Annotated in this window: 12 protein-coding genes; all 12 read right to left on the bottom strand. The window is 32.9% G+C overall.

What is annotated here, in order from left to right; translation table 11 throughout:
* Positions 1-2: 2 nt before the first annotated feature.
* Entirely contained in the window at positions 3-998 is a 996-nt protein-coding gene (gene floA / locus LQ611_RS02735) for a flotillin-like protein FloA (protein WP_025904203.1), read from the bottom strand.
* Positions 999-1,021: 23 nt separating this feature from the next.
* Positions 1,022-1,738 (bottom strand): NfeD family protein, encoded by a 717-nt coding sequence (locus LQ611_RS02730; protein WP_103360655.1) that lies wholly within the window; start codon positions 1,736-1,738, stop codon positions 1,022-1,024.
* 210 nt (positions 1,739-1,948) lie between these two features.
* On the bottom strand, positions 1,949-2,125 hold the full coding sequence (gene rpsU / locus LQ611_RS02725) for a 30S ribosomal protein S21 (RefSeq protein WP_016998564.1): 177 nt from the start codon (positions 2,123-2,125) through the stop codon (positions 1,949-1,951).
* Positions 2,126-2,249: 124 nt separating this feature from the next.
* Positions 2,250-3,596: a tRNA (N(6)-L-threonylcarbamoyladenosine(37)-C(2))-methylthiotransferase MtaB gene (mtaB, locus tag LQ611_RS02720; protein WP_103360656.1), complete on the bottom strand. Its 1,347-nt coding sequence runs from the start codon at positions 3,594-3,596 to the stop codon at positions 2,250-2,252.
* 6 nt (positions 3,597-3,602) lie between these two features.
* Complete coding sequence (locus tag LQ611_RS02715) at positions 3,603-4,352, bottom strand: 16S rRNA (uracil(1498)-N(3))-methyltransferase (RefSeq protein ID WP_103360657.1); 750 nt, start codon at positions 4,350-4,352, stop codon at positions 3,603-3,605.
* Positions 4,353-4,360: 8 nt separating this feature from the next.
* Positions 4,361-5,293 (bottom strand): 50S ribosomal protein L11 methyltransferase, encoded by a 933-nt coding sequence (gene prmA / locus LQ611_RS02710; protein WP_103360658.1) that lies wholly within the window; start codon positions 5,291-5,293, stop codon positions 4,361-4,363.
* A 3-nt stretch (positions 5,294-5,296) separates the two neighbouring features.
* Positions 5,297-6,430 carry a molecular chaperone DnaJ gene (gene dnaJ / locus LQ611_RS02705; RefSeq protein ID WP_103360659.1) on the bottom strand — a complete coding sequence of 378 codons (1,134 nt, stop codon included), beginning with the start codon at positions 6,428-6,430 and terminating at the stop codon, positions 5,297-5,299.
* A 94-nt stretch (positions 6,431-6,524) separates the two neighbouring features.
* A complete protein-coding gene (gene dnaK, locus LQ611_RS02700) occupies positions 6,525-8,351 on the bottom strand; it encodes a molecular chaperone DnaK (RefSeq protein ID WP_103360660.1) in 1,827 nt (608 codons plus the stop codon).
* Positions 8,352-8,395: 44 nt separating this feature from the next.
* A complete protein-coding gene (grpE, locus tag LQ611_RS02695) occupies positions 8,396-8,983 on the bottom strand; it encodes a nucleotide exchange factor GrpE (RefSeq protein WP_103360661.1) in 588 nt (195 codons plus the stop codon).
* A gap of 27 nt (positions 8,984-9,010) precedes the next feature.
* A complete protein-coding gene (hrcA, locus tag LQ611_RS02690; RefSeq protein WP_103360662.1) occupies positions 9,011-9,985 on the bottom strand; it encodes a heat-inducible transcriptional repressor HrcA in 975 nt (324 codons plus the stop codon).
* A gap of 116 nt (positions 9,986-10,101) precedes the next feature.
* Positions 10,102-11,220, bottom strand: coding sequence for a radical SAM family heme chaperone HemW (hemW, locus tag LQ611_RS02685; protein ID WP_103360663.1), 1,119 nt, complete (start codon positions 11,218-11,220; stop codon positions 10,102-10,104).
* A 54-nt stretch (positions 11,221-11,274) separates the two neighbouring features.
* Positions 11,275-13,098, bottom strand: coding sequence for a translation elongation factor 4 (gene lepA, locus LQ611_RS02680; RefSeq protein ID WP_049318748.1), 1,824 nt, complete (start codon positions 13,096-13,098; stop codon positions 11,275-11,277).
* Positions 13,099-13,198 lie beyond the last annotated feature (100 nt).

Genomic DNA, 13,198 nt, shown 5'->3' with positions numbered 1-13,198 from the left:
TCTTATTGGTTCGGTGAATTAGAATCTTGTGGCTTTGTACTCTTATTGATTGCTTCTCTCATGCCAGTGTCAGCTTCTATATTTTTTAAATTATAGTAGTCTTTAACACCTAAATTGCCTGATTTAAGTGCTTCTGCCATTGCAAGTGGTACTTCTGCTTCTGATTCAACAACTTTAGAACGCATTTCTTGTACTCTTGCTTTCATTTCTTGCTCAGTAGCAACGGCCATTGCACGACGTTCTTCGGCTTTAGCTTGTGCAATATTTTTATCAGCAAGTGCTTGTTCAGTTTGCAAGTCTGCACCAATGTTTTTACCGATATCTACATCAGCAATATCAATTGATAGAATTTCAAATGCTGTACCTGAATCTAAACCTTTACTTAATACTGTTTGTGAAATACTATCTGGATTCTCAAGTACTTTAGTGTGATGTTGACTTGAACCAATTGTAGATACAATACCTTCACCAACACGTGCGATGATTGTATCTTCACCAGCACCACCGACTAATCGGTCAATGTTCGCTCTAACTGTAATTCTAGCTTTTGCTTTTACTTCGATACCATTCATCGCTACACCTGAGATAAATGGTGTTTCAATTACTTTAGGGTTAACGGACATTTGAACAGCTTCTAAAACGTCACGACCAGCTAAGTCAATCGCTGCCCCTCTTTCAAATACTAAGTTGATTTCTGCTCTTTGAGCCGCAATAATTGCATCAACTACTCTATCAACATTACCTCCTGCAAGATAATGAGATTCTAACTGGTTCGTTGTTAATGCTAAACCAGCTTTGTGCGCTTTAATTAATGGGTTAATAACACGTCTAGGTGATACACGTCTCAAACGCATACCAACTAAAGTACCAATACCTACTTTTACGCCTGCTGCAATAGCTGAAATCCATAATCCTACTGGTACAAATGAGAATAAAATCATAAGTAGTACGATTAATATGACAGCAATAATTACAAAAGCAATTAAACCTGATAACATATGCATTTCTCTCCTTGTCTAAATTAAATTTCTCTTACGACAACTCTTGTACCTTCAACCTGTACAATTTTAACTTGCTTATCCTTCTGAATAAAACTACCATCTGAAACAGCATCTATTCTTTCGTCATCAACAAGTATAATTCCTGAGGGCCTCAATGCAGTGTATGTTGTACATAGTTTGCCAATCAAATGACTTCTATCATCATGAGATGTATAGCCAGATTCTTTATTTGTAGAGTCTCTAAGAATGACTTTATCAAAGAATGGTATTTTACGATTAAATCCTTTCACTAATATCACCCACTCTATCGTTGTTAGAATTAATGCTACAGCAATAATCATACCCATAGTTAAGATATTTTCTCCAACTAATACAAAACTACCAATAATGGCAATAAAACCAAGGATACCTAGTACTGCTCCTATAACAAATAATTCAATTATTACTAATAATGCACCGATCCCAAAAAGTAAAACAGAAATCAAACTAATTTCATCAATTAAAACGTAGCCAATGAAAAAGATAAGTGTACAAATAAAGCTTAAAATTCCCGCAAAATTAATACGTTCTGAATATAATTGATATAGTGCACCTAGAAAAATAATACAAGTCAGTATCAATGTGACTAATGGCGTTGTAATAAACTCACCAATAGACGACATACTTTGACTTGAAACAATACCTAAATTCAAGTTGCTCTGAAAATAAGCAAATATGTATTCATACCCTGATGTCAATAATCTCACCCCTCATATTTATTATACAATAAAATAGCCGTGAACTAAAACGTATATACATAATATTCTAAATTTATAAACTTAAATGTTTTTCAAATAAATAAAAGAACACATAAACGATATTGTTTATGTGTTCTTTATGACGTTCAACGTTAAAATTGTTCATTATAATTAATTAATATTCATTGAGGGAGTTCAATAAAAAATTAATTATTTAAATTTACGTTTACGTGCTGCTTCTGATTTCTTCTTACGCTTAACGCTTGGTTTTTCATAGAACTCACGTTTACGCACTTCTTGAATCGTACCGCTTTTTGAAACTGTACGTTTGAAGCGACGTAATGCATCTTCGATTGATTCGTTTTTACGAACTACTGTTTTAGACATCTGTATTTCCCTCCCTCCAAATATCAACAAAGCTTTATATGTCATTTACATAGTATATATTACTATGTACTTAAACATTATAAAATAAGTCATTTTTTAAGTCAATAATCATTTGTTATGAATATTAATATGCAACTAATCTTTCGTCTTTATTTGTTGCATGATCCACAACTTTTACAAGTTTACCTTTATTGATAGGATAACCTGGTGTGATCACTTTCACTTTCACTAATTCTCCAATTAATGATTCATCGCCTTCAAATTCAATCTTCATGTAATTATCTGCATATCCGACTAGTTTACCATCAGTTGAACCTTTTTCTTCAGGTATCACTTCTAATACAGTTTGATCAAATTTAGAAGCATAATCTTTAGCTAATTGATTAGATAATTCAATTAAACGATGTACGCGTTCATTTTTAACTTCTTCATCAATTTGATCTGTCATTCTAGCTGCTGGTGTTCCTGTTCTCATAGAATAAGGGAACACGTGTAATTCAGAAAATTGATGTTTAACAATGAAGTCATATGTTTCTTGGAATTCTTCTTCAGTTTCAGCAGGGAATCCAACAATTACATCACTTGTAACAGCTAAACCTGGTAAAGCTTTATGCAATTTTTGTAATCTTTCAGAGAAATGTGCCATCGTATATTTTCTTCTCATACGTTTCAATACAGTATCAGAACCTGATTGTAATGGTATATGAAGATGTCTTACAACTTTAGTTGATTTATCGATAACATCAATAACTTCATCTGTAAGCTGACTCGCTTCTATAGATGAAATACGAATTCTTTCAAGATTTTCAACTTGTTCTAAATCTCTTAATAATTGCGCCAAGTTATAATCTTTTAAATCTTCACCATATCCACCTGTATGAATACCTGTTAAAACAATTTCTTTATATCCTGAATTTACAAGTGTTGTTGCTTGGCTTACAACTTGTTCAGGATCTCTTGATCTCATTAACCCTCTTGCCCATGGAATGATACAGAAAGTACAGAAATTATTACAGCCTTCTTGAATTTTTAATGATGCACGTGTTCTGTCAGTAAAGTATGGAACTTCTAATTCTTCATACTTTCTGTTTTTCATAATATTACCTACACCATTAATAGGTTGTCTACTTTGTTTATAGTCCTCAATATAAGAAATAAGTTTATGTCTATCTTGAGTACCTACAACAATATCAACGCCCGGAATTGCCATAATTTCAGCAGGAGATGTTTGAGCATAACAACCTGTTACACAAACAACTGCATCTGGATTTTTACGTATTGCTCTTCTAATCACTTGTCTACTCTTCTTGTCACCTGTATTTGTTACAGTACAAGTATTAATGATAAAGACGTCAGCATTCGTTTCAAAATCCACTCTTTCGTAATCATTTTCCTTAAATAATTGCCAAATTGCTTCAGTTTCATAATGGTTTACTTTACAACCTAACGTATGGAATGCTACTGTAGCCAATTTTATTCACCTCATTAATTCTAATTGATAGCTTAAAGCAGCTAAAGCATACAATGGAGCGGTTTCAGCTCTTAATATTCTAGGTCCTAAACTCACCTTAATAGCATCATCATAAAGATTAACTTCATTTTCAGTTAATCCACCTTCTGGTCCAAATATCATTAAAACCTTTTGTCCATGTTTAAGGTTAGAACCAATTTGATGAAATTTGCTTGTTCCCCCACTTTTAGCTTCTTCTTCATAAGCTATTATTACATAATCATATTCATTCATATTATCATAAATTGATTTAAAATTCGACTTATACTTTATACTTGGTATTGTAAGTCTCATACTTTGTTCACTAGCTTCTTTAACAATTTTTTGCCATCTATCTAATTTTTTAGATATTTTTTTCGCGTCTAATTTAACAATAGATCTTTCGGATTGGACAGCAATAAAATGATGCGCACCCATTTCAGTTGCTTTTTGAAGCAACCATTCATATTTATCGCCTTTTATAAGCCCACTCGCAATCGTTATATCAACAGGTAGTTCCGTTTGTCTTGTTATGTCTTCTATCGTTTCTAACTCAATGCTATCATCATGAAAAGCAATGATTTTTGAAATTAACGACTTTTGATCTTCAAAAGTTAATATAATTTCTTGATCGATACTTTTGCGCATCACGTTTTTAATATGATGTATATCATCTGTATTATGTATAAAAAAACGCTGATTTAACTCAGCGTTTTCTTGTAAGAAATATCTTTGCATCATTTCTCCTACTTTCTAGCTCGTATTGAAACCCAACCATCTTCACGTAGTACTTTTTCGATAGTATAACCAGTATTTTGTAGTTTTTCAATTATTTCATCGGATTTTTCTTCAATAATGCCTGAAGTAATAAAGTAGCCATTATCATTTAATCTTTCATAACTATCTTCTATCATTAAATCAATAATATGCGCTAATATATTTGCAATGATCACGTCATATTGTTCTGTTTCTTCAGTAAGCAAATTGCCAGTATCTGCGATGATATCTTTTTCACAATCATTGATTTCAAAGTTTTCTTTAGCAACTTTAATTGCTAAATCATCTAAATCCACCGCTTTAATGTCATTTACCCCTAGTAAATGACAAGCTATGCTTAGAATACCTGAACCTGTACCAACATCTATCACTTTATGTTGAGGTTGTACAACCTCTTCTATATGTCTTAAACACATACTTGTTGTTGGGTGGTCACCTGTACCAAAAGCCATACCTGGATCCAGTTTGATGCAAAGATCACCTTCGTTATTTTGATATCCTTCTTGTTTCCAACTCGGAACAATCGCAAATCTTTCAGAAGCTTTAAACGGATGGAAATAATTTTTCCATTCATTTTCCCAATCTGATTCTTTAATAACCGTTTTCTCAAACGATAAAATTTCTGACTGGATGCCATTTACATTTGCAATTGTTTCTTGAATTTCTTGTTCTAATTGATCCGTAAATACTAATTCATTAAAATAACATTTAACCCTAATATCGTGATCAGGATAATCTGCGGGATTTAATTCATAAATCTCACCGTATACATCTGTATGTTCTTTCTCTAATTCTGCTGAATCTTCAATTACGACACCATTTGCACCTAATTCATTTAACAATGCTGTAACTTCTGGTTCTGCTTCGCTATTTATCATGATAGAATACTCAATCCAATTCACAGGCTATTCTCCTTTAAAAAACTTTTTGGCTTTGTCTTTAAAGCTAGATGGTTGTTCTGTAATTGTTTCTCCACCTATTTCAGCAAACTCACGTAATAGTTCTTCTTGTCTTTCAGTCATTTTATCTGGTGTTACAACTTTTACAGTTACGAAGTAATCACCTTTACCGTAACCGTGAACATTTTGTACACCTTTTTCTCTCAATCTAAATTGTTTACCAGTTTGTGTACCTGCTGGAACTGTTAATGATACATTTCCAGTCAATGTAGGAACAGTAATTTCATCACCAAGCGCTGCTTGTGGGAATGAAAGATTTAAATCATAGAAGATATTGTCTCCATCACGTCTAAATTTACTGTGTGGTTTAACTCTGAACACAACATATAAATCGCCTGCAGGTCCACCATTTATACCTGGACCACCTTTACCAGCTAAGCGAATTTGTTGGTCGTTATCTACACCTTCAGGTACTTTCACTTTGATTGTAACTTTTTTGTTTTGAGTACCTTTACCATGACAATCTGAACATTTTTCTTCAAATACTTGTCCAGAACCTTCACATTCAGGACAAACTTTTTGTGTTTGCATTCTACCTAGAATAGTATTTTGTTCAACTGTTACATGACCTTGTCCGTTACAGTACGTACAAGTTTTCTTCTTAGTGCCAGGTTTAGCACCATTACCATGACATGTATCACATTCTACATCTTTACGAACTGTAATATCTTTTTCAGTACCAAATACAGCTTCTTCAAATGTTAATGTCATGCTATATTGTAAGTCATCACCTTGTCTTGGAGCGTTAGGATCTCTTCTAGCCCCACCTCCACCAAAGAATGACCCGAATATATCTTCAAAGCCACCGAATCCAGAGAAGTCTTGTCCTCCAAATCCTTGTGATCCACCGAATCCTTGTTGCGGACCACTATGACCGAATCTGTCGTATTGCGCACGTTTGTTTTCATCGCTTAGCACTTCATATGCTTCTGAAATTTCTTTAAACTTTGCGTCAGCACCTTCTTCTTGATTGATATCAGGATGGTACTTTTTTGATAATTTACGATAAGCTTTTTTTATTTCATCTTTAGAAGCATCTTTGGATACGCCAAGTACTTCATAATAGTCTCTTTTTGCCAATGTAATCTCTCCTTTACACACTGATTTATAATACGTATATGAATTAAAAAAGTCAAAGCCAATCACATTGACTTTGACTTTTTAATGATTAGTATTATTTTTTATCGTCTTCGTTGACTTCTGTATATTCAGCATCAACTACGTCATCATCGTTTGAAGTAGATTGGCCTTCAGCGCCTTGTTGTGCTTGTGCAGCTTGTTCATACATTTTAACAGATAATTGTTGTACGATTTCTTGAAGTGCATCTTTTTTAGTTCTGATATCTTCTATATCAGTACCTTCAAGCGCTTTTTTCAATTCTTCTTTAGCTTCTTCAGCTTTAGCTTTTTCGCTTTCATCAACGTTATCGCCAAGATCAGTTAAAGTTTTTTCAACAGTAAATACCATTTGGTCTGCTTCATTTCTTAAATCGATTTCTTCACGACGTTTTTTGTCTGCTTCAGCATTTTTCTCTGCATCTTGAACCATACGATCGATTTCTTCATCTGATAATGATGAACTTGATTCAATCGTAATTTTTTGTTCTTTGTTAGTACCTAAATCTTTAGCAGTTACATTAACGATACCATTTTTATCGATATCAAATGATACTTCAATTTGTGGCACACCACGTGGAGCTGGTGGAATATCCGTTAATTGGAATCTACCAAGTGTTTTGTTATCTGCTGCTAATTGACGTTCACCTTGTAACACGTGAATATCAACTGCTGGTTGGTTGTCAGCTGCAGTAGAGAACACTTGAGATTTAGATGTTGGAATTGTTGTATTTCTTTCGATTAATACTGTAGATACGCCACCCATAGTTTCGATACCTAATGATAATGGTGTAACGTCAAGTAATACTACGTCTTTAACATCACCAGTGATTACGCCACCTTGAATTGCAGCACCCATTGCTACTACTTCATCAGGGTTAACACCTTTGTTAGGTTCTTTACCGATTTCTTTTTTGATTGCTTCTTGAACAGCTGGGATACGAGTTGAACCACCAACTAAAATAACTTCATCGATATCAGAATTAGATAATCCTGCATCTTTCATTGCTTGGCGAGTTGGACCCATTGTTCTTTCTACTAAATCGCTTGTTAATGATTCAAATTTAGCTCTTGAAAGTGTTGTTTCTAAGTGTAATGGACCATTTGCGCCACCAGAGATGAATGGTAATGAAATTTGAGTTGAAGAAACGCCTGATAAGTCTTTTTTAGCTTTTTCAGCAGCATCTTTAAGACGTTGTAATGCCATTTTATCTTGTGATAAATCTATGCCATTTTCTTTTTTGAATTCTTCAACTAAATATTTAATGATAACGTCATCGAAATCGTCACCACCAAGTTTATTGTCACCTGCAGTTGCTAATACTTCGAATACACCGTCACCTAATTCAAGGATAGATACGTCGAAAGTACCACCACCAAGGTCAAATACTAATACTTTTTGATCAGTTTCAGTTTTATCTAAACCGTAAGCTAATGCTGCTGCAGTTGGTTCGTTAATAATACGTTCTACTTCTAAACCAGCGATTCTACCAGCATCTTTAGTTGCTTGACGTTCTGAGTCATTGAAATAAGCTGGAACTGTAATAACAGCTTTAGTTACTTTTTCACCTAAATAACTTTCAGCAGTTGATTTTAAGTTTTGTAAAATCATAGCTGAGATTTCTTGTGGTGTATATTCTTTATCTTCAACTTTTTCTTTATAATCAGTACCCATATGACGTTTAACTGATTGAATTGTATTTGGGTTAGTTACTGCTTGACGTTTAGCAACTTCACCAACTTGTGTTTCACCATCTTTAAATGCAACAACTGATGGTGTTGTTCTGTTACCTTCTGGATTTTGGATTACTTTAGGTTCTCCACCTTCTAATACTGAAACTACTGAATTTGTTGTACCTAAGTCTATACCTATTACTTTACTCATAAGAATTATTCCTCCAATTTATAATTAATTAATCATCGAGTTCATTATTCGTTTACTTTAACCATTGCTGGTCTTAAAACACGATCTTTCAATTTATATCCTCTTTGTAACTCTTCAGTTACAACACCTGATTCAAAGTCAGGATTGTTATCTTGCATTACTGCTTGATGTACATTTGGATCGAATGGTTTGTTGTAAGATTCGATTTCTTCTAAACCATTATCTTTTAATGATTTAAGTAAATCGTTATAAACCATGTCTACACCTTTTTTGAAAGTTAAGAAGTCTTCAGACTCACCTTCTTGTTTAAGTGCACGGTCCATATTATCTAGCGCAGGTAATACATCTGTAAGTACACGTTGTGCTTGATAATCTTTAGTAATGCTTGCTTCTTGTTTCATTCTACGTTTATAGTTTTCAAACTCAGCATATAAACGTAAGTATTTTTCTTCTTCTTCATTTGCTTTTTGTTTAAGTTGTTCGAGTTCAGCTTCCGGAATTTCGACTACTTTATCTTGCTCAACCTCTTCAACATTTTCTTCAGTTTCATTTGCTTCTACTTCTTCAGTAGCGACAGATTGAGTTTGATCATTTGTTTCATCGAATTGTTCATTTTGCTTTTCTTCCGTCATTTCATGCCCTCCATTTTCTTTCCTTATTTAAAAATGATTCAAAAGTTGAATCACTTTGTTATAATGCATTGCAGTTGGACCAATAACGGCTAAATGACCAGTTATATCACCAGAAATTTCATAATTGGTACTAATAATCGAAATACCATGTAAATCTTTATTAATTTCCTGTCCAATTTTGACACTTATCGAATCATTTGATGTTTCATTTAAAAATTGAGCGATACGTTCAGATTCAAGATATTTTAAAATCGATTGAATCATCGATACATTTGTTACATCTAACGCGTCAATTAGGTGCATCTTACCACCTAGAAACATTTCTTCATTATGATCATTGATCTGCGTTAATAACGCTTGTTTAAAATTATTAATAAATTCTTGATCAATGAATGACAACGATAATGATTCTAACGTTTTTATCATTGTAGTTAAAGTATTTTGCTTAAAATACTGGTTTAAGTAGTTCATAAATTTCTCAATTTGTAATTGATTTAAAGATTCATGAATTTGAATATGAACTTTCTCTACATAACCATCTGTAAATACAATGACGCCCATGAGATGAGTTGGGCTGACTCTCACAAAATGAATTTCAAATATAAATCTTGAAAATTTATTCGGTCCGAGTACTACAGTTGTATAATGTGATCGATTTGAAATTTCTAATGCTAACCATTTAAGCATTGCGTTTACATCATATTGATTTTTATCTTGAAAAGGTTCAAACCAATTTAAGCTTTTCTTACTTTGAGATTTAGACTCAAGTAATTGATTAACATAATACTTAATCCCTTGTTCAGAAGGAATACGACCTGATGACGTATGTGTCTTCTCAAGAAGGTTCAAATCTTCTAATTGTTTCATTTCATTTCTAACTGTCGCTGGACTAATCGGCAATTGATGCCTTTCAATAATCGACTTAGAACCAATTGGTTGTCCTAACTCAACATAATCCTCAACAATTACATTCAAAATTTGTAATTGCCTCTCAGTAATCATGTCATCACCTCGATTAGCACTCTATCTTCCCAAGTGCTAATTATAATTTATCAAATTGGTCAAAGAAAGTCAACGTTAAAGCATTCAATTTTTATATCTTTTTTTAATACATATTTTTAGCTTAATAAAAACTTCTCAAACACTTCATTTCCGATTATTTGTCCGCGATTACTTAAGCGTAAATAGTCTTGTTCATCTAGTAATAATTCTTGTTCAATGAGTTCTTTCACATGTTGACCAAATACATCTTCTATTGATTGGTCAAACTTATTTTGGAATTTAGTTTTGGACACACCTTTAGTCATTCTTAATCCAAGAAACATTTCTTCTTCCATTTGTTCTTTCAATGAGACTTCTGTACTTTGCAATACAGGCATTTCACCATTCTTTAACTTCTTAATATATTGGTTAACCGGATTTATATTTCCATAGCGTACACCATTAATATAACCATGAGCACCTGCACCGAAACCATAATATTCTTCATTTTTCCAATATACTTTATTATGAAGAGATTCATGCCCTTCTTTCGAGAAGTTAGAGATTTCATATTGATTAAGGTTAGAGTCTGCTAATTTCTTTTTCAAATGTTGATACATTTCTTCACCTAAATCTTCATTAGGTAATTTCAAACGCCCTTTTCTATATAAATTGTAGAATTGCGTCTTAGGTTCAAGTATAAGTGCATAACTTGAAATATGATCTACATCAAGTGATTGTGCCTTATTAAGTGAATCATCAAATTGTTCTAATGTTTGACCTGGTAAATGAAACATAAGATCTAAACTTACAGAAGGGATTTTATGTTTTCTAGATAATGTAACGGCTTTTTCAATATCGTCACTATGATGAGTTCTTCCTAATACTTTTAACAATTCATCATCAAATGTTTGAACACCTAATGATAATCTGTTCACACCATATTGTTTGAGTAATTTTATTTTTGCTTCTGTTAATTCATCTGGATTAGCTTCAAATGTATACTCTTTTGTAATCACAAATAAATCGTTAATAGCTTGCAGTAATCTTTCAAGTTGTGCTTCAGATAATGCTGTAGGCGTACCTCCACCAACAAAGACAGTTTCAACTTCTTTATCTTTTCTCGTTGACATCTCTTTTATCAAACAATCTAAGTACTCATCTACCGGCTGATTAGCAATATAGAACTTATTAAAATCACAATAAGTACAAATTCTCACACAGAAAGGTATATGAATATATACACTTTTTGCCATATAAACGCTCCTTTAAAAATAGAAACAGCTACATATTATGCAGCTGTTTCAAAATTATTCTTCATCCATTTTAAGCACGGCTAAGAATGCATCTTGTGGAATTTCCACATTACCTACTGATTTCATCTTAGCTTTACCTGCTTTTTGTTTTTCAAGTAACTTACGTTTACGGCTTATATCCCCACCGTAACATTTTGCTAAAACATTTTTACCCATAGATTTAATGTTTGTTCGAGCTACTATTTTATTACCAATTGCTGCTTGAACTGGTACTTCAAATTGTTGTCTTGGGATTAATGTTTTTAATTTATCTACTATTGCTTTACCTCTATCATATGCAAACTCTTTATGGACGATAAAGCTTAATGCATCTACTTTATCACCATTTAATAAAATATCCATTTTAACAAGTTTACTTTCTTGATATCCGATTAATTCATAATCAAACGATGCATAACCTTTCGTATTAGATTTCAACTGATCAAAGAAATCGAATACAACTTCAGATAATGGAAGTTCATAAATAATATTGACACGAATATCATCTAAATAATCCATCGTCTTAAAGTTACCACGTTTTTTCTGGCATAGTTCCATTACAGCACCAACATAATCATTCGGAACCATCATTGTTGCTTTAACGTATGGTTCATATATTCTGTTGATTTTTTGTGGGTCTGGGAATTGTGATGGATTATCAATTTGTAATTTTTCGCCATCTGTTAATTCACATTCATAGATAACTGACGGTGCAGTCGCAATCAGTTCAATATTAAATTCTCTTTCAATTCTTTCTTGAATAATTTCCATGTGTAGTAAACCTAAGAAACCTGTTCTGAAACCAAAGCCTAAAGCTTGAGAAGTTTCAGCTTCAAATTCTAAAGATGCATCATTAAGTTGAAGCTTTTCAAGTGCTTCTCTTAAATCATTGTATTTACTATTATCAATTGGATATAATCCACAGAATACCATTGGATTCATCTTTTTATATCCTTTTAACGGCTTCTCAGCAGGTCTGTCAGCTAAAGTGATAGTATCACCAACGTTGGAATCTCCAACATTTTTAATTGAAGCTACAATATAACCTACATCCCCGACAGATAAAGTATCAACTGGAAGTTGTTTCGGTGTATTAATCCCCACTTCAGTAACTTCAAATGTCTTACCTGTAGACATCATTTGAATCTTGTCTCCAGCTTTAACTGAACCTTCAACAACACGTATAGAAGAAATTACACCTCTATAAGCATCAAAAGAAGAATCAAAAATAAGCGCTTGTAATGGGTTATCTGGATCACCTTCTGGAGGTGGCACCATTTCTACAACTTTCTCTAATATGTCTTCAATTCCAATATTAGATTTAGCACTTGCAAGTACTGCATCACTTGCATCTAAACCAATTACGTCTTCAATTTCTTGTTTAACACGCTCAGGTTCAGCTGCAGGTAAATCGATTTTATTGACAACAGGTATTAATTCTAAGTCGTTGTCTAAAGCTAAATATACGTTTGCTAACGTTTGTGCTTCGATACCTTGTGCAGCATCAACAACTAAAATCGCACCTTCACATGCTGCTAGTGATCTTGAAACTTCATATGTAAAATCGACATGCCCCGGTGTATCAATTAAATGTAAGATATATGTTTCCCCATCTTTAGCAGTATAATTTAATCGAACAGCATTAAGTTTGATTGTTATACCACGTTCTCTTTCAAGATCCATAGAATCTAATAATTGTTCTTTCATTTCACGTGATTCTACACTTTTTGTATTTTCCAAAATTCTATCAGCTAACGTAGATTTACCATGGTCAATATGAGCAATGATAGAAAAGTTTCTAATTTTATTTTGGCGCTCTAGGCGTTTAGTTCTGTCCATTTGAACTCCAACTTTCTCGTTAATTTTACATGTATTAAATGTAAGTCGCATCTTTGATATGATACCGTCTTTATGAAATAAATGCAAACGTATTATCAAA

It is taken from the genome of Mammaliicoccus sp. L-M44, from assembly GCF_022386355.1.
Classification (GTDB): Bacteria; Bacillota; Bacilli; order Staphylococcales; family Staphylococcaceae; genus Mammaliicoccus; species Mammaliicoccus sciuri_A.
The sequence above is the reverse complement of the archived record's forward strand: the minus strand, read 5'-3'. Positions and strand labels throughout refer to the sequence as shown.